General features: G+C 65.1%; 18 protein-coding genes and 1 pseudogene. 12 read left to right on the plus strand and 7 right to left on the minus strand.

The window, feature by feature from the left end; genetic code table 11:
- Entirely contained in the window at positions 1-1035 is a 1035-nt protein-coding gene (locus tag IPM16_13140; protein MBK9124044.1) for an ABC transporter permease, read from the minus strand.
- A gap of 121 nt (positions 1036-1156) precedes the next feature.
- On the minus strand, positions 1157-2107 hold the full coding sequence (locus IPM16_13145) for a substrate-binding domain-containing protein (protein MBK9124045.1): 951 nt from the start codon (positions 2105-2107) through the stop codon (positions 1157-1159).
- 353 nt (positions 2108-2460) lie between these two features.
- Between IPM16_13145 and IPM16_13150 the strand changes: the two genes are divergently transcribed.
- The 6 genes from IPM16_13150 (at position 2461) to IPM16_13175 (ending at position 7830) form a co-directional block, all read left to right on the plus strand.
- Complete coding sequence (locus IPM16_13150) at positions 2461-2865, plus strand: hypothetical protein (protein MBK9124046.1); 405 nt, start codon at positions 2461-2463, stop codon at positions 2863-2865.
- A gap of 285 nt (positions 2866-3150) precedes the next feature.
- A complete protein-coding gene (locus tag IPM16_13155) occupies positions 3151-4596 on the plus strand; it encodes a HAMP domain-containing protein (GenBank protein MBK9124047.1) in 1446 nt (481 codons plus the stop codon).
- Positions 4596-5246, plus strand: coding sequence for a response regulator transcription factor (locus IPM16_13160; GenBank protein ID MBK9124048.1), 651 nt, complete (start codon positions 4596-4598; stop codon positions 5244-5246). The genes IPM16_13155 and IPM16_13160 overlap by 1 nt, the downstream gene beginning before the upstream one ends.
- Positions 5247-5369: 123 nt before the next feature.
- Entirely contained in the window at positions 5370-5981 is a 612-nt protein-coding gene (locus IPM16_13165; GenBank protein ID MBK9124049.1) for a DoxX family membrane protein, read from the plus strand.
- A gap of 180 nt (positions 5982-6161) precedes the next feature.
- Positions 6162-6731 carry a sigma-70 family RNA polymerase sigma factor gene (locus tag IPM16_13170; protein MBK9124050.1) on the plus strand — a complete coding sequence of 190 codons (570 nt, stop codon included), beginning with the start codon at positions 6162-6164 and terminating at the stop codon, positions 6729-6731.
- Entirely contained in the window at positions 6724-7830 is a 1107-nt protein-coding gene (locus tag IPM16_13175) for a hypothetical protein (GenBank protein MBK9124051.1), read from the plus strand. The genes IPM16_13170 and IPM16_13175 overlap by 8 nt, the downstream gene beginning before the upstream one ends.
- A gap of 364 nt (positions 7831-8194) precedes the next feature.
- Here IPM16_13175 and IPM16_13180 read toward each other — a convergent pair whose 3' ends face one another.
- A complete protein-coding gene (locus tag IPM16_13180) occupies positions 8195-9850 on the minus strand; it encodes a NapC/NirT family cytochrome c (GenBank protein MBK9124052.1) in 1656 nt (551 codons plus the stop codon).
- Positions 9851-10092: 242 nt separating this feature from the next.
- Here IPM16_13180 and IPM16_13185 point away from each other — a divergent pair, with 242 nt between their 5' ends.
- The 3 genes from IPM16_13185 to IPM16_13195 are packed head-to-tail and all read left to right on the plus strand — an operon-like array spanning position 10093 to position 14104.
- The gene (locus IPM16_13185; GenBank protein MBK9124053.1) at positions 10093-11949 is read left to right on the plus strand and encodes an ammonia-forming cytochrome c nitrite reductase subunit c552; all 1857 of its coding nucleotides are present in this window, start codon (positions 10093-10095) and stop codon (positions 11947-11949) included.
- A gap of 3 nt (positions 11950-11952) precedes the next feature.
- Positions 11953-13089, plus strand: a complete 1137-nt coding sequence (locus tag IPM16_13190; GenBank protein ID MBK9124054.1) for a cytochrome c3 family protein — start codon at positions 11953-11955, stop codon at positions 13087-13089.
- A 1-nt stretch (position 13090) separates the two neighbouring features.
- Positions 13091-14104 carry a c-type cytochrome gene (locus IPM16_13195; GenBank protein MBK9124055.1) on the plus strand — a complete coding sequence of 338 codons (1014 nt, stop codon included), beginning with the start codon at positions 13091-13093 and terminating at the stop codon, positions 14102-14104.
- Positions 14105-14284: 180 nt separating this feature from the next.
- Here IPM16_13195 and IPM16_13200 read toward each other — a convergent pair.
- Positions 14285-14694, minus strand: a pseudogene (locus IPM16_13200) (DUF559 domain-containing protein).
- Positions 14695-15108: 414 nt separating this feature from the next.
- Between IPM16_13200 and IPM16_13205 the strand changes: the two are divergent.
- The 3 genes from IPM16_13205 (at position 15109) to IPM16_13215 (ending at position 18723) form a co-directional block, all read left to right on the plus strand.
- Positions 15109-16035 carry a DUF1016 family protein gene (locus tag IPM16_13205; GenBank protein ID MBK9124056.1) on the plus strand — a complete coding sequence of 309 codons (927 nt, stop codon included), beginning with the start codon at positions 15109-15111 and terminating at the stop codon, positions 16033-16035.
- 405 nt (positions 16036-16440) lie between these two features.
- A complete protein-coding gene (locus IPM16_13210) occupies positions 16441-16671 on the plus strand; it encodes a DUF4926 domain-containing protein (protein ID MBK9124057.1) in 231 nt (76 codons plus the stop codon).
- A 162-nt stretch (positions 16672-16833) separates the two neighbouring features.
- Complete coding sequence (locus IPM16_13215) at positions 16834-18723, plus strand: family 20 glycosylhydrolase (protein ID MBK9124058.1); 1890 nt, start codon at positions 16834-16836, stop codon at positions 18721-18723.
- A gap of 950 nt (positions 18724-19673) precedes the next feature.
- Here IPM16_13215 and IPM16_13220 read toward each other — a convergent pair.
- The 3 genes from IPM16_13220 to IPM16_13230 all read right to left on the minus strand — a co-directional run bounded on the left by IPM16_13220 (position 19674) and on the right by IPM16_13230 (position 23536).
- Positions 19674-20636 carry an ROK family protein gene (locus IPM16_13220; GenBank protein MBK9124059.1) on the minus strand — a complete coding sequence of 321 codons (963 nt, stop codon included), beginning with the start codon at positions 20634-20636 and terminating at the stop codon, positions 19674-19676.
- Positions 20637-20869: 233 nt separating this feature from the next.
- A complete protein-coding gene (locus tag IPM16_13225; GenBank protein ID MBK9124060.1) occupies positions 20870-22261 on the minus strand; it encodes a hypothetical protein in 1392 nt (463 codons plus the stop codon).
- Positions 22262-22648: 387 nt separating this feature from the next.
- Positions 22649-23536, minus strand: coding sequence for a hypothetical protein (locus IPM16_13230; GenBank protein MBK9124061.1), 888 nt, complete (start codon positions 23534-23536; stop codon positions 22649-22651).
- Between the last annotated feature and the right edge of the window lie 41 nt (positions 23537-23577).

Here is a 23577-nt window from a genome sequence, read left to right on the forward strand (position 1 = left end):
TTAGACCCCCGCGTTGTGGCGGCGTTCCAGCCACGAATGCAGCGCCATCATGCCGAGGATGATCGCGCCAATGAAGATGTTGTAGGCCAGCCCCGGCACGCCGATCAGCACGATGCCATTGCGCATCAGGCGCAGGATCAGCACACCGAGCACGGTGCCGATGATCGTGCCGCGCCCGCCGGTCAGCGCCGTACCGCCGATGACGACCATGGCGATCACTTCAAGCTCGTAGCCGGTACCGCTGTTGGGGTTGGCCGCCGATACGCGGATCGAACTGACGATGCCGGCGAAGGCGGACATGATAGCAGTGAGCATGAACAGGATGATCTTGGTGCGCCCGACCTTGACGCCGCGCGCCCGTGCCGACTGCGCGTTGCCGCCCGATGCCAGAATCCAGTTACCGAACTTGGTCTGCGTGAGCACATAGGCGAGGATGATCGCGAAGGCGATGAACCAGATCACCGAGGCGTATAGCTTGATACTGCCAATGGTGTGCTCGCCGACGATCAGGCTGGCGAGCCACGAGCCTTCGGCGCTCCACGTGCGCTGCGGGAAGCCGTCGGTGATGTAAAGCGCCGTGCCGCGCACGACCAGCAGCATGCCGAGCGTGACAAGGAACGACGGGATTTTCAGGCGTGTGACGAAGATGCCGCTGGTAAAGCCGATCACACCGGCAATCGCGATGGCGACGAAGAACCCGACTTCGAGCGATGCGGTTCCGGTGTTGAGGATCGTCCACATGACGATCGGCGCGAAGCCAAACACCGAGCCGACCGACAGGTCGAACTCGCCGGACGTCATCAACATCGTCATGCCGAGCGCGATCATGCCCAGCTCAGGCGTGAATGCCAGCAGATTGCTGATATTTGTGGGCGAAAGGAACGCGTTAGACCGTGCTGTAAAAACGACTATTTCGAGGATCAGCAGTACAAAGGGGCCGAACTCCGGCCGGCCGATGAACCCTTGCAGGAACTGGCCGAACGGCGTCGAGGCTTGACCGGTAAGGAATCTTCGAAGCGGAGACGAGGATTGCATGCACTTAACCCTTGTAAGTGGCGTTGCGCCAGATCATACCGCATGGGGTGGCCGATTTCGGCCACCCCAGCATTCCATTTTGCCGCGTGAAACGGCCGGCGATGCCGACCGATCCTGTAGGCTAGTTGCCGGTCATGATGTCGAGGTAGACCTGTGCGGTGTCCGCCTCGTAGAGCGTGCCGACGATGATGTCGAAGCCGGGCGGGATGCCAACAGCGGCCATCATGGCCATCGACAGACCCATGTAGCTGGTGGCCTGCGGGTCTTGCCACATGGCGGCGTTGACGTAGCCGTCGAGGACTTCTTGCGCGGTCTCGGGCGAGTTGCCCCAGCCGACGACCGGGATGTCACCGGCCGCAACACCGACCTGATCGAACACGCGCGCGATGCTGCCGGTCACCAAGTCGCCGAGGCCGATGATCGCGCTGATGCGGTCACGGTTGGCGGTCAGGTAATCGGACATGCGGGTGATGATCTCGGCCTGATCGAGCGTCGCTTCTGTGATTTCGTACTCGATGCCGAGCGGATCGAACACACTGGCGATACCTTCGGTCTCCAGCACCTGATAGGTCGCACCCGGGACTTCCACCGGCATCCAGACGAAGTCGCCGGTGGTGACGAAGCCGTTGTCGACCAGATACTGCGCCCAGCGCCGGCCGATGACGACGTTGTCGCCACCGACATAGGCATCACGGCCGCTGTCCTTGTCTTCAGTGTTGATGATGATGACCGGGATGCCTGCCGCATGCGCTTCCGCGATGACTTCGGTCAAGCTGCCCGGGTCCGGGGTGCTGGTGACGATGCCGGTTGCGCCGGCGGCGATGGCCGCGCGGATCGCTTCCTGATGCGAGGGGACGTCACCGCTGTGGAACGAGGTGCGGACTTCGTGGCCGGTGTCCTCAGACCACTGGACCGCGCCCTCGAGGAAGTACGTCCACACCGGGTCGGTCGGCGCGCCGTGCGACACCCAGTAGAACACCATGTCATCCTGCGCCGACCCGGCCATCGGGACAGCGAAGACGAAAAGAAGGATCAAGAACAGTGAAATGGGACGGGCGAAACGTCTGAACATCTGGGTTCTCCCTTATCTTTGAGCGAAGAAGACGGTTCTACGTTGGTGAATGGAAACGGGATCGGGATGGTTTCGGTGGAGCGTCCTCCTTACCGCGGGGCGGTGCGAATGTACGAACAATTGAATTCTAGCCCTACGCACGAGGGGTGTCAAATACGTGTGGACAGGTACTCGAGGAGCGCTGCGCGGCAACGTGAGCCGCAATGAATCACAGCCATAGGATCGGGATATGCGAAAGTTACATCCGTCATCAATGGTGGGTGACAATGCGCCCGAATGTACGGGCTGCATACAGGCGTAGAATCAGGTTGATGGCCTGTCCGTGTGCTTAGTCTGAAAAGGGTACACCTCCCATGTCGTTTCAACAGAAGGTCAAGACTGACCAAGACGGTTTTGGCGCGCACGATGCCGACCCGAACTCGCGCCGTATGACCGGTGCGCTGATCCTGATCGCGCTCGGTGTCGTATTCCTCGCTATGCAAAGCGGTTGGATCGAACTCACCGGCAATTGGTGGGCGATCTTCATTGCGGTGCCGGCGTGTGTGGTGCTGTACAACGCATACGACGGATACCGTCGTGCGGGGCGCTTCACGTACGATGTTGGCAACAGGCTCGGCGCTGGGATCAACCTCGGCGGCATCGCAATTCTTGTCGCCCTCAACCGATTCGAGTACATCCTGCCGTTCCTGCTGATCTCGCTCGGCATGTTGATCGCCCTCGGGTGGGTGCGTGCGACTCAGGATAGGACCGACGAGTAAGATGACCGTCGATCGCGCCGTGTGGATCCAAACCATGTCGCTGCTTCCCAATGAGGAGAACTAGGCCATGGCACAACGTGTCCCGTACGATTTCTGGGGCGCGCGTTACCCGAACTTGGATCGACTGTTTATCGCCTTGTGGTACATCCCGATTGGCATCTTGCTGCGCTGTGTTGTCGATGCACCAGCCCGCTGTTATTGATTCATCCCCCGCCGACCGCCGCTTGAACTATTGGCCTGTCTTGCGTACCCTCGTGTCTCGTGACAGCGAAGGGTCAGCCGGGGATGGCAGGACAAACGGAAGCGAGCGTCGTTCAGCGCGTTTGGGACGTGATCGGCGCGGTGAGTATCCGCGTGAAGGTGCTGGGCATCGTCATCGGCGTCATTCTCGTGCTGGGCGCCTTCGTTATTCTGCAGATGCGCAGCGTCTTGGATGACACGCTCACCGGCAGTCTAGAAGAACAGGGTATCGCGCTCGCCAACAGCATCGCGCAAGACGTGGGCGCGCTGATGGAATCCGACGATCCTATGGCGCTGCGGCTGACGCTCGCCGAACGCCGTGCCCATTACTCATCGGAGAGCCACAACACGCTGGTGGATTACATCGTCGTGCAGTCTGCGGGCGGCGACGAAATCGCGCGTGACGGGCGGGCCGCGTCGACCGATGGTGCGGTTCCCCACGACCATGGCGGCGTTCACGCCGTGTACGTCGTCAACGACGGGCACACCATCGAAGTACAGAGCGCCATTGCGCAAATCGACGGCCTGCTCCGGCTTGGCCTCTCTCGCGACATCATCATGCAGACGGTCGATCGCGTCACGCTGCAGCTGCTGGCGATTACGCTCGTCATGGTGGCGGTGGGTTTCGCCGCGGCCTTCTTTCTGACATGGATCCTGACGCGCCCGGTGCTCGATCTGGTCAGCGCGACGCACGCCGTCGCAAAAGGCGACTTCAGCCCGCGCGTCGAGCGGTGGGCAGACGACGAGATCGGCGAGCTGGCCTCGGCGTTCAACCACATGACCGAGTCGCTGGCGCAGGCCGAACGTGAACGGATCGACCGCGACCGCCTGCGCGAGCAGTACATCAGCGGCGTGATCGGCGCGCAGGAGAACGAGCGCCAGCGTATCGCCCGCGAACTGCACGACAGCACCAGCCAATCGCTGACGCTGCTGTTGGTCGGGCTGCAAAACGTCAAGCAGACTGACGACCTCGCCAGTGTGCGCGCGCAGGTGGACGACCTGCGCGGCGTGATCGCCAACACCCTCGATGAAATCCGCGACATCTCATGGCGGCTTCGCCCGCGCGCGCTGGACGACCTCGGCCTTGCCAGCGCGATCCGCAACTACGTGCAGGATTATCAGACCCGCCATGACATCCCAGTCGAAGCGGTGATCACCGGGTTGGAACACCGTCTCGCCCTCGAGCAGGAGACGGCGGTCTATCGCATCATACAGGAGGGATTGACCAACATCGCGCGCTACGCGCAGGCCGGCGCCGTCAGCCTGATCGTGACATGCAAGGGCGGACGGCTCAAAATCATCATCGAGGACAACGGCGTTGGCTTCGACCCGGAACAGGTCGCCAAGCGGCGTGACAGCCTCGGCCTGCACGGCATTCGCGAGCGGGCGGCACTGTTCGGGGGCACGCTGACGATCGAGTCTGCGCCCGGGCAGGGGGCCAGCCTGTTTATCGAAATGCCGTGCAACGAGGCGGCGGAGGAAGACGCGTAATGGCGGACAGTGTGCGTATCGTATTGGCCGACGATCACGCGATCTTGCGGTCGGGCTTGAATCTGCTGGTGAGCAAGCAGCCCGGTTGGGAGGTGGTTGGCGAGGCCAGCACCGGGCAGGAAGCGCTCGAACAGGTTGAACGGCACACGCCGGACGTGCTGCTGCTCGACCTGAACATGCCGCACGGCAGCGGGCTGGAGGTCATTCCGGCGATCATGGAACGCTCGCCGCACACGCGCATCATCGTGCTGACCATGCACGACGACAGCAGTTACTTCCAGCAAGCGATGCAGGCCGGTGTGGCGGGGTACGTGCTGAAGAAGGCCGTCGACACCGAATTGATTATGGCGATTCAAGCGGTGCTGCGCGGTGAAATCTACGTGCATCCGGCGATGACGCAGTACTTGCTGCGCCCGGCGTCCGCCGCGGCTCAGCCGGACGATAGCGACCCGTGGCGCGAGCTTTCGGAACGCGAGTTCGACGTGCTCAAGCGGGTGGCGCTCGGCTATACCAATGCGGAGATCGGCGACGAACTGTACTTGAGCACCAAGACGGTCGAGACCTACCGCGCCCGCGGCATGGAGAAGCTCGGCCTGCAGACGCGCGCCCAGCTCGTGCGCTCGGCGATGGAGCACAAGCACCTCGAATAGTGTCGGGTAAATCCTGACGCGCCTCGCCAAAACTTCAGGGTTTTGCCTGCTACCGGCCCTCCTCGGCTGGACTTATTCTTGTGTCATTGAACGCAGGCAAGTCGAAAACGAGGAGAGCAAGAGATGTTGAAGTTCCTGAAGGCCAATCAGAACCGCGTTGTGGAGGACCCCCCGTTCGTGAAGTTCCTGTTCACCGATGCGCGTATGTCGGTGCTGTGGCTGGCCGTCCGTGTGTGGCTGGGCATGCAGTGGATCAACTCGGCGACCGGCAAGATCGGCGTCCCGGGCTGGACCGAAAACGGCACCGCACTTCAGGGGTACTGGGAACGCGCCGTGGCGATCCCGGAGACTGGCCGCCCGCCGATTTCCTTCGACTGGTACCGCGATTTCCTTCAGACCATGTTGGACGCCGAAGCCTACACGTGGTTCGCCAAGCTGGTCGCCTACGGTGAGCTGTTGGTCGGCGTCGCCCTGATCATCGGTGCCTTCGTCGGTATCGCCGCCTTCTTCGGTGCCTTCATGAACATGAACTTCATGCTGGCCGGCTCGGCGAGCACCAACCCGGTCCTGTTCGTGGTCGCACTCGTCCTGATCTTCGCCTGGAAGAACGCAGGTTACATCGGCGCCGACTTCTTCCTGCTCAAGTGGCTGGGCACCCCATGGGGCCGCAGCCGCACCACCACCACCGTTGAAGAACCGCTGGGCGTACCGGTGCCCGTCGCCGCAGGAGACTAACGCACACGACCCCAGCGCCAAGTACGAGAGAGCGTGGATCCCCCCTCCGCGCTCTCTCTTTTTGCGTCAACGCCGGAACTTGTCAACCCGGTTTATCATCGGAGATGCGACATTCGCGGGGGGCATGCGGTATATCTAGCAGACGCTCACCGCTGCACGGACGAAGATTAGGATTGCCCGGTGGCGACAGAGCCGCTCATCCAACGCGCACAGCGCGGAGACCCGGACGCCGTTGCCGACCTCTACGAGATGTACGTCGAGCGGATTTTTCGGTACGTGTCGTACCGGGTCGAAGACCGTGCCGATGCGGAGGATCTCACCGCGGACGTATTTGTGAAGATGGTTGAAGGATTGCCCGCTTATCGTCATTCCGGTGTGCCGTTCGAGGCATGGCTGTACCGGATCGCATCGGCGCGTGTCGTCGATGCCCGTCGGCGGTCGCACCGCCGCCCGCACACCGAATTGCAGGACGACCTTGCCGTTCCCGGCGGCACGTCCCTTGAGGATGCGTTGGGTGAGCAAGAGCGCCTTGCCGACTTGCGCGGCGCGCTCAACCACTTGACCGACGAACAGCAGATGCTGCTGGTGCTTCGGTTCGTAGAACGGAAGAGCCACGAGCAAGTGGCGGAGATTATGGGTAAGTCTTCATCGGCCGTACGGTCGATCCAACACCGTGCTTTGACTCAGCTCGCTGCACTGCTCGGCGAAAGCAAAGGGCGGCACTATCTGCGGGGGGTCTCGGATGACTGACCATCTCGACCCCGACCGCCTTTCCGACGCGCTCGACCGGCACCTGCCGCCCGCCAGCGATCGCGTGTCGACTGACTTGCCGGACGATCCGGCGGTGCGCGCCGCGTCGCGCCTTGCGACCGGCCCCAAGCCGATGCTCGACCCGGCGGCGCGCGCGCGCATGAAGGCGCAGGTCATGGCCGCCGTACCCGCGGCCGCGCGCGGCAGCCCGCGTCCGATCCTCCGGTACGCTGCGTTTGTGCTGGCGAGTGCGGCGGTAACCGCGATTGCGCTGTTCGGGCTGTTCAGCGCGCTGAGCAACTACAGCGCGGGCGCCACACCCACGCCCGCCGCTGTTGCCGCTGTAACCGAAACCGGAACGGCGACGGACATTGCGCCCACCGCCACCGACGAGCCGACCTCGACGCCGCGTCCGCCAAGCGCGACACCGATCGTGGCTGTCACCGATGTCCCGCCTGCGACGCAAGTCGAATTGACTTCAACGCCCGTTCCGCCAAGCGCGACGCCGGTGCCTCCGTCCTCGACGCCGACCGTCGAGCCGTCAGACACGCCGGAGCCGACCGCTGCGCCATCAGTCACACCCACGGTGGAGCTAAACGTCGAGCGTGCTGCGCGCCTCACGCTGGAGGGGGTGGTCGAGGCGATTGACGGCCGCCTGCTGACGATTAGCGGCCTTGAGATCGAATTGGTCGAAGACGATCCGCTGCTCGAGGTGCTGCGCGTGAACGACCGGATCCGTATCGAGGGCGAGCTTGTGCGCGGGGCGCATCTGTTCAACATCCGGGCGGAGACGTTCGTTCTAGCGAACGATGACGAGGCTGACAATACGGTCGAGGAGGGCCCGGAAGGCGATCTGTGGCGCGATCCGGGCGACTGCGACAATCCGCCGCCGCCGTGGGCAAACGCCAACGGATGGCGAGCACGCTGCGAGGGTGCGGAAGCGCCGGGCAACAGCAGCGGAAATGGTCGAGGCTCCGGGAATGGTGCGGGCAACGCCGGCGGAAACGGCAATAGCAACGGCAATGGCGGCGGTCAAAGCAATCCGAATCGACCCGAAAACCCCGGAAACTCTGGCGGCAAAGGCAATTCCGGCAATTAGCCGATAACGAATTTGCAACATTCGTGGAGGCTTGACGGTTTACAGGTTAACGCGCGGCCGGACGGTTCGCAGGCGTCACCTTTATGACGTCGGAGCCGTTACGGTCAGCGTCTCTTGCAGCGGACATCGGAATCGCAGACCGGCTGTTCGCATGCAAAGCACGGGAGAGAATACGCAGATTCTCTCCCGTGTTGTTTTGTTGTGTCCTCGATTGTGGACGCCCTGCAACGGGAACTTACGGCTCGACAAAAACCTCACCCCCCGACCCCCTCTCCAAACTGGAGAAGGGGCGTCGAGCGCAGGGAGGCGGGGGCGAGGTCTAGGTTGGGCGGGTTCTAGCGGAACACCGTACCAAGCATAGGCACTAGTCCGGCGCGCCGTCGGCGACCCACTGCACGAGCAGGTCGAGCTGGCGGCGGGTGAGCCGCGCAAAGTGACCGTCCTTCAGCGTCGTGATCAGCACGCTCGCGTCCGGGTCGCCGGGGACGACCACCGGACCGGTCTCGCTGCCGGCTATCATGCTGGCGTAGTCGGTTACGCGCAGGCCCTTTGACGGGTTCGGGCCATGACACGCCGCGCACTGCTGATCGAACAGCGGCTGAAGCACGGTGTAGGTCGGTTCGCCTTCGAAATCCTGTAGCAGCGGTTCGGCCTCGACCTGTGTGATGCCCAACATCGTCGCTAGACCGGGCGCGTTGAAGCCGGCGTACGTCCACTCGTTGCCGTGGCACCCGCTGTTGGCGCAGAAGCTCTGGTCGTCGGTGCCGCCCGGGTTTGACACCGTGTGGCAGTTGGAGCACGTCGCGTCGAACGCTTGATGGTGGCGGGCGATCCACGTCGAGTCGAGGTGGGACTGCGGCTCGAGGCCGGTTGCGATCGGGATGCGCGGCTCGATGTCGCCTTGACGCACGACGGTTGGAATGGTGTGGCACAAGTTGCACTCGAGGCGAATCGCTTCGCCCGCCTCGCTGAAGTGCTGGCCGTCGTGGCAGCGGAAGCACCCCGGCGACTCCGAGTGGCCGGTGTTGTTCGGGTGCGTGTCGTACGTCAGTTCCTGCTCGGGGTAGTTGCTGTCGGTATACAGCACACCCAACACGTGGATGGCGGCTTCGACCTGCTCGGCGCCCTCGGCGTAGAACTCGGGGTAGTTCTCCGCGTAGTAGTCGTCCAGCGTCTCGAAAGCGGCTTGGGCATCTTCGATCGAGTGGTAGCGCTGCGAGAGCAGTTCGACGCCGCGGGTTCGGATGAACGGGATGTCGCGCGAGACGTCGCCGCGGTGCAGGGCCTCGTCAAAAGCTTGTTCCGGGTCTTTCAGAAGGTGCGCGATACGGTTGTGGCACGTGATGCAGTCCATTTCGATCATCTCGTACTGATCGAGGTTTTCGGTGTCGATCGGCGAGTTGATGGCGTTGAAGTCGGTCGTGGTGCCATCCGCGTTTTCGACGCGCACCCACGGGATCTCCTGTTCGAGGTCGTCGAGCGCGATAAACGTGACTTTGTTCTCGATGTGCCAGTGGATTCCGAAGCCCAAGCCTTCACGCGAGATGCCACCGCCGGTGCGCATCAGCAGGTACGTGCTGTACGGCGTGTTCTCGCGGTCGTTCTCGAAGCTGTTGATCACGCGCATGCTGTCGTTGGAGAACTTCTCCGGCGTGTGGCATTGTTCGCAGGTTTCTCGCGCGGGGCTCATCTCGGCCGAGCGAATCGGATAGTGGTAGTTGTCCAGCACGGTGTCGACGACAAGGCGCATGTGGCCGATCTTGCGGTATGCCTGCACAAGGATCAGATCGCGACCGATGTGGCAGTCGACGCACAGCGTGCGCGCATGCGGGGACACCAGATAGGTGCTGTATTCGGGCGGCATGGTATGGCAGGTCGTGCCGCAGAACTGCGGCGAGTTGCTGTACTCCCACAGCGGCGGGATAGCCAACAGCACGAGAAGAAAGCCCGAACCGAACAGTGCGTAGGGAAGATAGTCCCGCAAGGTGCGGCCGGCAAACCAACGACGAATACGCTGCATAACACCACCCCCGTACTTCCATGCAGCCCACGCAGGCGGATACGCATTCTGTTCCGCCACGTGTTGCAGTCAACTATAGCCTATCCCAGCGCGCCTGACGAACACTGCCAGACACACCATTGCAATCGCATGTCTTTCCGCGTGACAGGTGTTACAATCCGATTTCATGCCGCCGTACGTGTGGACAAAGTCCACGATGTGGCGGTAACGGCGCATCGAATACGCATGCAGAGGGGGTGGGTATGCAGCGTAACGCCGTATGGGGGGTGCTGATCTGCGGTCTGAGCCTCACCCTATTCGGGGTGTGGTTCAGCTTCATTGCGGTTCCCATACCCGTTCAGGCCCAAAGCGATCTGTCGGACGCCGAGTATGAAGGGGCGGACGAGTGCGGCTCGTGCCACCGCAACGTCGTGCGCGAGCACGGCGAGACGCTGCACGCGCTGGCGCTGCAAGAGGTAGGCCGCGATGACAGCATCATCCTCGGCGACTTCGAGCAGGGCGAAGAAGAACGCACTGTGCAGTTCCCCGAGGAGGATGCGCCGCGGGCATTCACTGCCGACGACATTGCCTACGTGATCGGCGCGGGCAGGTACGCGCAGCGCTACGTCTTTGAAATCGAGCGCCGCCAATACGCCGTGTTCCCCGCCGAATGGGACACCGTCGCGCAGACGTGGCGGCGGATCGAACTCGACACCGAATGGCCCGGCCCGGGCTACGACTTCCTGCAAAACTGCGCGGGATGCCACACCACCGGCCTCGAGATCGACCGTGAACGCTGGGTCGATGACGGCGTGTGGTGCGAGGCGTGCCACGGCCCCGCGAGCCTTCATATCGAAGTCGCACGCGATGCCGGACGCCGCCCCTCCGACGAGGACATCGCCGAAATCCACGGCGCGATCGTAGTCAGCCCGGACGCGCAGATTTGCGCGCAGTGCCACAGCCGCGGCACCGACCCCGAATCCGGGCGCATGTTCCCGATGGGCTACCGGCCCGGCACCGACCTGCTGCACGACTCGCTGTTCGTGCTGGCCGAGGAGGACGATCCGGTGGCGTTCTGGGCCACCGGGCACGCGCGTCAGAACAACATGCAGTTCAACGAGTGGTTCAACTCGGCGCACGCGTCCGCCCTCGATACGCTCAAAGCCAGTAATCGTGCCGAGGCGGAGTGCCTGACCTGCCACAGCGGCGACTTCACATTCACCTCGCGCGTGCTTGAAGCGTACGACGAGGAAGTATTGACCGGCGTCCCGCCCGAACTGCCGACCCTCGATACGGCGCAGTTCGGGATTACGTGTACGGTGTGCCACAGCGGTCACCCGGACGACGACGTCGAATTCAACCTCGCCGACGAGCCATACGCGCTGTGTACGGCATGCCACCAGAGCACGCCGCTGTTCGACACCCTGCATCATCCGGTCAAGGAGATGTTCGAGGGGCAGACGATCATCGACAGCGTCGAGGGTATCCCCGCCGTGCATCATGCCGAGGAGGGCGGCCCGACCTGTACGACATGCCACATGTCGCGCGTGATGGCCGGCCTGACCGAGTTGGCGAACCACACGTGGAACCCGGTGCTGCCCGAGGACATCGAAGGCGAGGCTCCGCCAGCCTCGTGCGAGGCGTGCCACACCGACCTGACGACCGACGACCTCGTGTCGCTGGTGCGCGATACGCAGCAATCCGTGACCGGCCGGCTTTCGCTGGCGCGCGCACGGGCGAGTGCCGTGTCATTCGCCGAATCGGACGCCGAAGCCGCCGCGCGGTACGCGCAGGTCGTGGCGGCACTGGACTTCATTCAAGGCGACGGCAGCCAAGGCGTGCACAACTACGCCTACGCCGACGCGCTGCTCGATCAAGCCGAGGGTCTTCTGAGCGAATTGAGCGTGCCGGGGGCCAGCTTGGCGCCGACCGAGGCTCCGGCGCCGACGGCGACGCCGGCCAATCCGGAATCGATCACGGTGGCGCTGGAACGCGAGGCACGCACGGGCGTCCGCCCGATCACGATTGCGATACTGGGGACGTTCGGCGTGGTCGTGCTGGCCGGCGGTGCGTACATCTTCCGCCCGCGCCGGCGCCGCACGCAGGACGGGGAGGAATAGGCCATGATTCACAGAGCTTCCACCATGTGGGTCAGGGTGCTGCTGATCGCGCTTCTGTTGGTCGGGTTGTCGGCCATCGTGGCCGGCACCGCGCTGGCGCAGGACGCCGAGCCTGAGGCCACGCCCGAAGGCCCGCCTCAGCCGTCCAACGCCTACTGCTTGCTGTGTCACAGCGCGCCCGATCAAACGTGGTCGCTGCCCAGCGGCGAGACGCTGTCGCTCACCATCGACCCGGCCGTGCTGGCCGGATCGGTGCACGGCGACCGCAGCGAAGGCGGCGCGCTGGCCTGCGCCGACTGCCACCCGGGGTTCACCTTCCCGCACCCGGTCTCGACGGCGCAGAGCATCCGCGGCTTCCGCATCGAACGTTACGCCGTCTGCCGCACCTGTCACGAGGATCAGTACACGCGGGCGCAGGACAGCGTCCACGGTGCGGCGCTGCGCAGCGGCCAGCTTGAGGCGGCGACGTGCGTCGACTGTCACGGCGGCCACGACATCCAGACGCCCAACGAACCTCGCCAGCGCGTCTCGCTGACGTGCGGCCGGTGCCACGGCGCGATTTTCGAGGAGTATCAGAACAGCATCCACGGCTCGGCCCTGCTGGACGAGGACAACGCCGACGTACCGACCTGCACCAACTGCCACGGCGTGCACGACATTCAGAACCCGGCGACCAATTTGGCGCGCGTGCGATCGCCCCAGTTGTGCGCCGAGTGCCATGCCGATACCGAGCTGATGGCGAAGTACGACATCAGCACCCACGTGTTCGAGAGTTACCTGACCGACTTCCACGGCTCGACCATTGCGCTGTTCGAGCAGCAGGATCCGACCGTGGCGACCAACAAACCGGTGTGCTACGACTGCCACAGTGTCCACAGCATCAAGGCGATGGACGAGGAAGGGCAGGCGTCGATCCGCGAGCACCTCGTGGAGACGTGCGCGGAGTGCCACCCGGGCGCGAGTGCGAGCTTCCCCGACGCGTGGATCGGCCACTACCCGTCGACGCCGGAGAATCACCCGGTGTTGTACGCGAGCCATCAGGCGTACAACCTGCTGGTACCGGGCGTGCTGGGCGTGCTGGCGCTGGCCGGCCTGACCGAGGTGATCCGGCGGCTGCTGCGCCGCGGCAAAGGAGCGTAGTATGGAGGGCCAAACGCAAGTCTCGACGCGGCGGCCGGCCGTACAGCAGTTCCAGCGGCTCGTATTCGTCGTCGCGCTGATCGGCCTGATCGTCAGTGGTCTACCGCAAAAGTACGCGGCGGAGAGCATCGCGCAGTTCGTCATCAAGATCATGGGCGGCATCGAAAGCGTGCGCATCATCCACCGGGCGCTGGCCGTCGTGCTGGTGCTGTCGGCCGGGTTGCACGTGCTGACCGCCCTCTACGACCGCAGTGTGCTCGGTCAGCGCGAACGCTGGTGGGCGAGCCTGCGCGATTTCGGCCGGCTGATCGGCCGCCTGCTCGAAAATCTCGGGCTGAAGCCGGCGGCCGACGCCGATACGCGCTTCGCCCTGCGCATCGAATACCTGATTCTGGTGATCAGCGTCGTGCTGATGGCGCTGACCGGCTTCGCGCTGTGGAATCCGCTGGCGGTGACGTCGATCCTGCCTGGAGAGACGATTCCCACGGCGCGCAGCCTGCACAGCGACCATGCGATCCTGCTGCTGGTGTTCCTGCTGGCGTGGCGTGCGCTGGTGATCTTCTTCTGGCGGCCCAGGCCGGCTGTCGAGCGTACGCCCGCGCCGGACGCGGCCACCGTAGCCGATCGCCGCCGGCGCTTCCTGCCGATCGCCGTGGTCGTGAGCGCACTGGCGCTGGTGGGACTGTATGCGTTCCTGACCGGCGAGCAGACCGCCATCGAGACGCTGCCGCGGCGGCAGGCCGTGGTGTTCGCGCCGCAGTTGGTGCTGGACGAAGGCGACGCGCAGGTTGGGGCGGCGCTGTGGAGCACGCTGCGCTGCGCGTTCTGTCACGGCGACGCGGCGCAAGGCGGTCTGAACGGCGAGCCCGCGTTGATGGGCACCGCGCTGACGTTCGAGGAGTTTTACACGCAGGTGCGCACCGGCGAGGGCGCGATGCCGGCCTTCAGCCGCGTCGAGCTGCCGGACGCCTATGTGCAGCACCTGTGGGCGTATCTGGGCGGGGAAGCGGAATAGGGGCGAACGGTACGTCCGGTAAACCCTCACCCCAAACCCCTCTCCGGCTAACCTCACCCCGCGTCGCTGGCGCTCCGCTGCCCCTCTCCCGAAGAGAGGGGCTTTTGAATCCGGCGCGTGTTTCTCCCCTCTCCTCGGGAGAGGGGCCGGGGGTGAGGTCTGTTTTTGCCGGCAGAGCGACTAGGAGTTTCCGGTACGTGTCGTGCGGGCGGCGAACCACGTTCGAATAGCATCGAGTACCTTGTCGAGGTCAGTCTCCACTTCGTGGTTGCGGAATCGCAGCACGCTGAACCCGCGCGACTCGATCCATCGTTGACGCTGCGCATCATAGTCGCGCTGATCGGTGTCATCATGTATGGTGCCATCCACTTCGATGACCAACTCCGCGTCAATACAAACGAAATCGGCGATGAATCCGTCGATCGTGTGCTGCCGACGGAAACGCGCACCCGCCAATCGTCTATTGCGCAGCGCTTCCCACAACACGCCTCGGCACGGGTTGATTCATGGCGCATCGTGCGTGCTAGTGGTTTGAGCTTCTCCCACTGATGCGGAGTTGACGTGAGACGGTGCGGCTTTTCATCCTTCATGGCATCCAATTGGATCCTCTACCTGTCATCGCAAGATAGCACTATACCTTGCGCGAGGCCTCACCCCAAACGGAGCGTATGGGAACCTCACCCCACGTCGCTGCGCTGCCAACCTCACCCCGCGTCGCTGACGCTCCGCTGCCCCTCTCCCGAAGAGAGGGGCTTGCGAATCCGGCGTGTGTTTCTCCCCTCTCCTCGGGAGAGGGGCCGGGGGTGAGGTCTGCTTGGGGCCGGGGCGCATCGCCACGCTTCGCGTACCGACCGCCCACTCGTAGGGACGCGATATAATGCGTCCGGCGGGCGGTGCGTCGGTACCTTCGCAGACGCCACGTATGGCGTCCCTACTATACAGCGGCCATGTGTATAATCGTGCGATCGCGGCTAGGTGCCCCGTAGACGACCAAGGGCCAAGACATGAGGAACTACTACCGCTTGATGCTCGGCCAGAAGAGCATGCATGCTGATGCAGCTTTTGAAGGCGGATTCATAGGGGCAGATTATGGTATCAGAGAGGATCTCTCGGGCCAATTTCCTGATGACTGGCGCGAGTTCAATCGCGCGTGTATTCCGATCTACCTAGAACTTCGCCCGAATAAGTCCAAGGTCGCGGCCGGTCTTGCATGTGGTGCATTGTGGACTGTCGGCAAGGGGATTCAAATTGGCGATGTGATAATGGCACCGGATGGACGTGGAGGGTATCGCTTTAGAAAAGTGACCGGAGACTACCAGTACGTATCAGAGGGCGTTTTACCCCATCGTAGGCCGGTCGATTGGCTACCGACCGTTGTAGACCGCTCAGCTTTGAGTGTGGAATTGAAGAACTCTGCGGGTTCTGCAGGAACGGTGAGTACCATCACCAAACATGCAGACGAGATTGAGCAGCTCTTGTCTGGAATTGAAGCTCCCCGACTCATTGCTACAGATCAGTCAATTGAGGATCCGTCATCATTCGCCCTCGAGAAGCACCTTGAGGATTTCCTCGTGGAAAACTGGTCAAGCACGGAGCTCGGATCGAAGTATGATATTTTCCAAGACGAAGGTGAACTGGTAGGGCAGCAGTACCTGACTGACACCGGGCCCATTGACATTCTGGCGGTGAGCAGAGATCGAAAGACTCTCCTTGTTATTGAGCTGAAAAAAGGACGGGCCAGCGATGCGGTTGTCGGACAGATTCTCAGATATATGGGTTATGTTACGGAACAACTCGCAGAACCGGGGCAGGTCGTGAAGGGAATCATCATTGCGCTGGAAGACGACTTGAAACTGAGGCGTGCGCTATCGTTGGTACCTTCAGTGGAGTTTTTCCGGTATCAGATTAGCTTCAGGCTGATGAAGGCTTGAGATCCGAAGAGCCTCACCAGTCCTTCCGCGCGTGATATCTGGCAGGAAATTTGCCACCTCATGAAGCTGCCCAATTTCGAGCAAGCCGTAGTTACCAGGGCCAAGATCGCACATTACCTACTTGACCTGAGTAGTGAGAACGGGGCGCCCAAAGCGAGGTTCTTCATGGCATTTGGCTTTACAATAGAACGGTGGGAGGAATTGGCTGATGCCCTGCGACGGCACGGAGCAGACCATGATGTTGCCCACGTTGAGCGTAGGCCGCAATTCGGTATCCACTACGTTGTCGAAGGTGCATTGGTAACCCCAGATGGTCGAGACCCCGGCGTCCGCTCGATCTGGTCGATTGACGACGGCGATACAATACCGCGGTTGATTTCCGCATATCCACTGTGAGGAAGAAACATGATCGAAGAACACGAACGTATTGCGCTGACCGTGGACGTGCCCGAGCACGGGTTGAAAGCCGGCGATATTGGCATGGTCGTGCATATCTACGGCCAACATACCGGCTATACCGTGGAGTTCGTCACCGTAACGGGGCGAACGGTCGCTCTCGTATCGGTGTTTCCTGAGCAGATCCGCGCATTGGAACCCGACGAAATCGCGACGGCGCGACGGGTCGCGACTGCGTAGGTAGTCCAGCGTCCTGAGACCACGGTCAGAACGCTCCGCTTTCCACTTGACACCCAGCAATTCCCCCACTGGACCTCGCACACCCTTTCCCCGCGTGCTCTAATCACCGGCGCTGCCTTACCTCAGCACTCAACACTCAGCACTTCCTTCGAGGAGCGTCCCGTGCAGTACCTCATCCCCGTCCCCAACACCTACGAGATCGTCGACTACACGTTCAAGCGCCCGATTCCGCTGGAAGGCGCGATCTCGATCCCGAACCCGTCGCTGCTGTTCGAAGCGCAGTGGCTCCAGCGCGTGCTGGCGCAAACCGGCCGGTCGTACACGATCCAACTGGCGTGGAAGGGCGCGCATATCCACCTCGGCTATGCCAAAGGCGCCGAGCCGCAGTCGTACACGCTCAAGGTCGAGGACGACATCGTCATCCGCGGCGGGGACGCGGCCGGCGTGTTCTACGGGTGCTGCACGCTGCGTCAGCTCGTGCTGGGCGAGCCGGACGGCCTGCCGATCCTGACGATCGAGGACGCGCCATTCTTCAAGCACCGCGGCTACATGCTCGACATCAGCCGCGACCGCGTCCCCACGCTGGAGACGCTGTATCAGCTCGTCGACGAGCTGTCGGCCATGAAATACAACCAGCTTCAGTTGTACATCGAGCACACGTTCCAGTTCCCCGGCCACCGCGAGGCGTGGCAGCACGCCAGCCCGCTCACCGGCGAGGACATCCTGCGGCTCGACGCGTACTGCAGGCAGCGCCACGTCGAGCTGGTGCCGAATCAGAACAGCCTCGGCCACATGGAGCGGTTCCTCAAGCACGGGCCGTACCGCTGGATGGCCGAATCGCCGCAGGGGTTCGACGGGCCGGACGGGGCATGGCGCGGGCCGAGCACGCTCAATCCGCTGCTGCCGGACAGCCTCGGCTTCGTGTGCGACCTGTACGACTCGCTGCTGCCGTACTATTCCAGCACGCAGTTCAACGTCGGCTGCGACGAGCCGTGGGAGCTGGGCCGCGGCAAGAGCAAGGAGGCGGTCGCCGAGCGCGGCGGGCGGGTGTACCTCGACTGGATCCTCGCGCTGCACAAGGAGGTCACCGAACGCGGCCGCACCATGATGTTCTGGGGCGACATCATCCTGCACTATCCCGAGTTGGTGCCGGAGCTGCCCAAAGACGTGATCGTGATGGAGTGGGGCTACGAGCCGACTCATCCGTTCGAGGAAAACTGCGCCAAGTACGCGGCGGCCGGTGTGCCGTTCTACGTGTGCCCCGGCGTATCGAGCTGGAACAGCCTTGTGGGACGTTCGCGCGAGGCGATGGGCAACATCGCGCGGGCTGCACTGGAAGGCAAGAAACACGGCGCGATCGGCCTGCTGGTCACCGACTGGGGCGACCGTGGCCACTGGCAGCCGTGGCCGGTCTCGTACATCGGCATGGCCTATGCGGCGGCGATGGCGTGGTCGGCCGATGTGGCACGTCAGCCCAAGATGGACGAGGGGCTAGACATTCACATGTATCACGACCCGGCGCGCGAAATGGCCACGATCTCCAACGACCTCGCCAGCGTGTATCTACAGGTCGGGCCGCCGACCATCAACGGGCAGGTGCTGGCCTACGCGCTCGAATGGACGCCGGAAAACTTCCGCGACAAGCTCGCCTTCTACGAACGGTGGGGCGGGCACGAGGCGAACATCTCGCCCGACAACCTGCGTGCGGTGATCCAGTTGATCGACTCGATCGTCGCGCGCATCGACCGTACCCGCATGACCCGGCCCGACGCCGCGCTGGTCCGCGCCGAGTGGACGACGGCGGCGCATCTGCTGCGGCACGGCGCGAAGTGGTTGTTGTACCTGCAAGGCGAGACGGACTATTCGCCGGCCGATCTGCTGGCCGAGATCGACACGCTCATCCTGCAGCAGCGCCAGAATTGGCTCGCGCGCAGCCGGCCCGGCGGCCTCGACGACAGCATCCGGCGCTTCGAGCCGCTGCGGGCGGTGTATGCCGCGGCGATCAAGACGTCCAGCGCGGTCGATCCGTTGGGGCCGGCCGGCATGGACTAGGGCCGGGTGGGGGGGGGGGGACGGGGGGGGCCGCGCGGCCGCCGGGAGGGCCGCGGGCCCCGGGGGGGGCGGGGGCGCGGGCGGGGGGGGGGGGGCGGGGCGGCAGCGGGGCGGGCGCGCGGGCCCCCGCGGGCGCGCCGGGGGGGCGGGGGGGGGCGGGGGGGGGCCCGCCGGGCGCGGGCCGGCCCGCCGGGCGCGGGGCCCCCGGCCCCGGCGCCGGCGCGGCCGCGGGCGCGGGCCGCGCGCGGCCGGCGGCGGGCGGCGGGGGGGGCCCGGGCCCCGCCCCCCCCGCCGGCGGGGGGCGGGGGGGGGGCGCCGGGGGGGGGGGGGGGGGGCGCGGGCGCCCCGCCCGGCGCCCCCCCCCTCGGCCCTCCCCCGGGGGGCCGGCGGCGCCGCGGGCCGGCCGGGGGGGAGGGAGAACCAGAGGGGGCGGGGGGCCCGGGGGCCTCGGGCCCCGGGGCCCCGCCCGCGCCCGGGGGGGCGCCCGGCGCGCCGGCGGGGGGGGCGGGCGGGGGGGGGGGGGGGGGGGGGGGGGCGGGGGGGCGCCGGGGCGCCCGCCCGGGGGGGGGGGGCGGGGGGGGGGGGGGGGGGGGGGGGGGGGGGGGGGCGGGGGGGGGGGGGGGGGGCGGGGGGGGCGGGGGGCGGGGGGGGGGGGCGGCCGGGGGGGCGGGGGGGGCCCCCCCCCCCCCCCCCCCCCCCCCCCCCCGCCGCCCGGCGGCGGGGGCCGGGCGGGCGGGCGGGGGGGCGGCGGGGGGGGGGGGGGGCGGCGGCCCCCCCGCCGGGGCCCGGCGGGGGCGGGGGGCGGGCGCGGCCGCGGGCCGGGGGGGGGGGGGGGCGCCCCCCCGGCGGGGCCCGGGGGGCGGGCGGGGGGGGGCGGGGGGGGGGGGGGGGGGGGGGGGGGGGGGGGGGGGGGGGGGGGGGGGGGGGCAGAGCGGTCCGCGTAACGGCGGCTACGCGAGGCCGAGCTTCCTGGCGGCCAGCACGCCTGCACCGATCATCCCGGCGCGGCTGCCGAGTGCGGCCGGCTTGACAGGCACGGAGCGTACGCTCTCCAGCGGAAATTCGTTGAAGGCGTGCAGGAACGGCGCCCACCACATCTCGCCGATGGTCGCCACACCGCCACCGACAATCATCGCGTCTGGATCGAGAAAGGCGAGCACCGGCGCAAGGTGCTGGCCCAAACCGTATGCCGCCGATTCGATGGCCTGCCGGGCGGTGGTATCGCCCTTGAGCGCGCGCTTGGTGATCTCCACCAACGTCAATCGCTCGCGCATGTGCTGCTCTTCGGCGTAGCGGCGCGCGATGGCCGGCCCGCCGTACACTTCCTCGATCGGTTTGCCATACGCGAGCATGTAGCCAATCTCGCCGGCGCTGTAGTGCGCCCCGTGTATCAACTTGCCGTTTTGCACCATGGCACCGCCGATGCCGGTGCCGACGGTGACGCACAGCACGTTGTCATAACCTGCGCCGGCCCCGTGTGCCGTTTCGGCCAGCGCCATCGTGCGGACGTCGTTGTCGACAAATACCAGCACGCCGAAGGCCGCCGTCAGATCGTCGACGATGCGGGTGCCGCGCCAACCGATGATGTTCGGGTTGGCGTCGACCACCATGCCGCGCAGCGGGTCGATTTGGCCGGCGCTGCCCACGCCGATTCCGCGCAGGGTCAGACCCTGTTGGCGCGCTTCGATCGCCAGACGGCGGCACACGCCGATGATGGCTTGCATAGTGGCGATGCGCCCGCGCTTGAGCGCCTCCGCGTACTCAGGCGAGTCTTCGGCTAGGCCGGCAACGGCGGATGGGTGCGCGTCGGAGGGTGTGGGGACGCTGGCCTGCTCGATGCTCTTCTCCGAACCGTCGGTCAGGTGCGCCGCAATCTTCGTCCCGCCGACATCGACCCCGATGACAACGTTCATGAACTCCACTCTTCCTTGAGTACGCAGCATAACGCCATGATTCTAGCCTCAGATAGTGTAACCGAAACTACGCCGTTAGCGACCGGTGAATTGGAGAATGTGCTCGTGGCGTACGGAATCGCTGCGCGCCCGCTGAAGCTCAGCGGGCGCGCAGTTGTTTGTATGTGTACGTGCGGATCGGCGTGCGGCGCCGCGCAGCGTGATTGTGATCGGGCAGGTCGCTTACGGGGCGACTAACCCTCGACGGTCAGCTCCACGCGCATGCCCTGATCGGCGTGGCCGGGCAGCGGGCAGATCACGACATACGTGCCTGCGGCGAGATCGAGCGTCACCGAGGCCGTTTCGCCGGGCGCGAGGTTGGCACCGAAGACGTGGCTCACGCCGTCGCCCTCAACCGAGAAGTTGTGCCCCATCGTGCCGTTGTTGGTCACGTTGAAGGTCACCGGGCCGGCCGGCAGCGAGGCGGGCATCTCGATCGCCCATTCGACGAGGCTGACGTCGACGGTGGTCGCTTCCATCTCCATCATCGGCTCCGGCTCGGGCATGCCGACCTGCAGCGCCGACATCACCACCGCGCCGTTGAACATAACTGGGCCGTCGGCGCCTTCGACGGTGCCGAACTCGTACTCGCCCGCGACGCCGGTGTCATAGTGCAGCATCGCCCATACGGTGCTGTTGGAGGCGGACGGATCGACCTCGACGACGACGTTGCGGTTCAGGCCGGCGACCAGCGGCTCGCTCACGCCGATTACCTCAGCCGGGCCGCCACCCGTGTCGGCATGGATCACCAGCCAACCCGGCGCGTCGATCAGCACCTGATTGAAGCCCAACACACTGCCGGCGCGTAGCGGTTGATCGAACGCCCGGACGTGCGGCACGGTCCAGATCGGCAGCACGGCCACGTCGGCGTTGATCGACACCGGGCCGTCGGCGCCGTCGACGGTGCCGAACTCGTATTCACCGGCGGCGCCGGTATCGACGTGCAGCATCGGCCACAGGACATCGGTCGCCTCGCCGGTCAGCTCCACGGTGATGCCAGTCGACGTGCCGGCCTCAACCGGCGCGTAGCCGATCACCGGGCCGGGGCCCTCATCCTGACTCGCGTGGATCACGACCCAGCCCGCTTCGGCCGTGGTTACGGACGAGATCGTCACGGTGTTGTCGGCGACGAACTGATCCGGCGCCGTCAGCACGACGACGTTGAACGGCACGACCACGACTGCGCCGTCCACGACGGCAGGCCCGTCGGCGCCTTCAACGGAGCCGAACTCGTATTCGCCGATTTCGTTGTCGTCAACGTGCAGCATGGCGAACAGCGTGGGCGTCGCGGCGCTGGTGTCGATGCGCAGCGAACGATCGCGCGATTCACCGTCCACGACGGGCAACACGCCGATCACCGGACCGGGCGTGCCTTCGCCGCTGTCCGCATGGATCACGATGAAACCGGGGCCATCGCTGACGACACTTTCAATCACCACGTTGCCGTCCAGCGAAAGCTGGTCGTTGGCGACGATCGACGGCGGGCCGGCCTGTGCGGCGACGGGTAGCGCCACAAGGACGAGCGCGAGCACCGCGGCGAAGATCGCTGCATGCTGCTTGAACAGTTTCCTGCAAATGGTCGACACAGGTCACTCCTTTGTTTCGTTTTCCGTGTAGCAGCCGATGCTGCGGGCTGCCACCGTCCACGTTAAAGGAGCGCTTCCGAGCCTTCCACTTGCACTCGACCTATGCGCGCATAGGTCAGGTGACCCAGTACCCGAGTACGATCGGGCCGTAACAGGCCACCATTTCAGGGAAGAATTGACGGATCCAGAGGCGTGTTGCCCGTGCATAACCGGGCGTGATCCGTGCGTGCGCTTACCCTACGATCCACCGATGCAGGTGCCCAACGCGCAGCACATCCGCAGACAAAGCCCCTTTCGCACTGGAAAGGGGCTCGAAGGACCGCGGCAATGTATCGCCGTGGCTGTTTTGGGCTTGGTACCATAACGCGCCGTGTGTAACCGGGCGCGCTATTCGGGCAGCACCAGCTCGACGGTCGCCTCGCGCTCGGCGTTGAACATCACGCGGTCGGCGGTCGACAGGCGTTCCTTGCCGGCGCTGTCGGTAACGACGAAGTACAGGTCGGCGGCGTCCTCGCCTTCACTGAAGTCGCGCAGGCGATACGTCACGGTGAACGTCCCCTTGCGGCTTGTCATCGCCGCGCCGAGCAGGTCATCGTACTTGACATCCTTGTCGAAGACGCGGACGAGCACGTTGGCCGCTGGTTTGCCCTCCGGCCCCATGACCGTGCCGCTGACGCTGAACGCGATGTTTTCGCGGGGTTGGCGCGGCTTGCGCGGGGTCGTCGGCGTGCCGATCGGCGGACGAGCGCCGGCATTCAGGTCGGCGTGGATCGTCTCTTCCAATGCCAGCCTGACCGGCGCGGTGCTGCGCTGCAGTTCCTTGCCGCGTGCATCGGTTGCCACGATGACGACATCGGTGTCCGCCAGCTTGGCCGCCGCAGACGGGGCAATCCGCAGGGCGTAGCGCCCCGCCGCATCGGTGACAGCCGTGCCGGCGGCCTTGACCGCGCGTCCGTTGGCGTCTTCGAGCGAGACGGTCGCCTTTGTGATGCCGCGCTGGTCGTCCGCCGCCACACGCCCGGCAACGACGATCTCGCCCTTGCTCGCCACGGCCTCCGGCGGGCGCGATTCTAGCGCGATCTCCAGCGCGTCGAGCGTGTCGCGCGCGCCGCCGGCGCTGCGCAGCATCTTCTGCGTGCGCGGATCGTCAAGGCCGTGCTTGGTGGCCAGACGTTTTGCCTCGCGCTCGAATAGCGCTTGGCCGACACGCTGCGCCGCGATCAGCCGTTCCATCGCCTCGGCGGCGGGGTTGGATTTCCGGTCTTTCGAACTCATCGCTCAACCTGTCCTTTCGGTAGCGCCGTGCGGGCGTGGAT

Source organism: Candidatus Flexicrinis affinis, from assembly GCA_016716525.1.
In the GTDB taxonomy this organism is placed as follows: Bacteria; Chloroflexota; Anaerolineae; order Aggregatilineales; family Phototrophicaceae; genus Flexicrinis; species Flexicrinis affinis.

Excerpts from the sequence above, each read along its gene's own strand:
- IPM16_13140 (MBK9124044.1), bottom strand. The coding sequence starts at position 1,035 with ATGCAATCCTCGTCTCCGCTTCGAAGATTCCTTACCGGTCAAGCCTCG.
- IPM16_13145 (MBK9124045.1), bottom strand. The coding sequence starts at position 2,107 with ATGTTCAGACGTTTCGCCCGTCCCATTTCACTGTTCTTGATCCTTCTT.
- IPM16_13150 (MBK9124046.1), top strand. The coding sequence starts at position 2,461 with ATGTCGTTTCAACAGAAGGTCAAGACTGACCAAGACGGTTTTGGCGCG.
- IPM16_13155 (MBK9124047.1), top strand. The coding sequence starts at position 3,151 with ATGGCAGGACAAACGGAAGCGAGCGTCGTTCAGCGCGTTTGGGACGTG.
- IPM16_13160 (MBK9124048.1), top strand. The coding sequence starts at position 4,596 with ATGGCGGACAGTGTGCGTATCGTATTGGCCGACGATCACGCGATCTTG.
- IPM16_13165 (MBK9124049.1), top strand. The coding sequence starts at position 5,370 with ATGTTGAAGTTCCTGAAGGCCAATCAGAACCGCGTTGTGGAGGACCCC.
- IPM16_13175 (MBK9124051.1), top strand. The coding sequence starts at position 6,724 with ATGACTGACCATCTCGACCCCGACCGCCTTTCCGACGCGCTCGACCGG.
- IPM16_13180 (MBK9124052.1), bottom strand. The coding sequence starts at position 9,850 with ATGCAGCGTATTCGTCGTTGGTTTGCCGGCCGCACCTTGCGGGACTAT.
- IPM16_13185 (MBK9124053.1), top strand. The coding sequence starts at position 10,093 with ATGCAGCGTAACGCCGTATGGGGGGTGCTGATCTGCGGTCTGAGCCTC.
- IPM16_13190 (MBK9124054.1), top strand. The coding sequence starts at position 11,953 with ATGATTCACAGAGCTTCCACCATGTGGGTCAGGGTGCTGCTGATCGCG.
- IPM16_13195 (MBK9124055.1), top strand. The coding sequence starts at position 13,091 with ATGGAGGGCCAAACGCAAGTCTCGACGCGGCGGCCGGCCGTACAGCAG.
- IPM16_13205 (MBK9124056.1), top strand. The coding sequence starts at position 15,109 with ATGAGGAACTACTACCGCTTGATGCTCGGCCAGAAGAGCATGCATGCT.
- IPM16_13210 (MBK9124057.1), top strand. The coding sequence starts at position 16,441 with ATGATCGAAGAACACGAACGTATTGCGCTGACCGTGGACGTGCCCGAG.
- IPM16_13220 (MBK9124059.1), bottom strand. The coding sequence starts at position 20,636 with ATGAACGTTGTCATCGGGGTCGATGTCGGCGGGACGAAGATTGCGGCG.
- IPM16_13230 (MBK9124061.1), bottom strand. The coding sequence starts at position 23,536 with ATGAGTTCGAAAGACCGGAAATCCAACCCCGCCGCCGAGGCGATGGAA.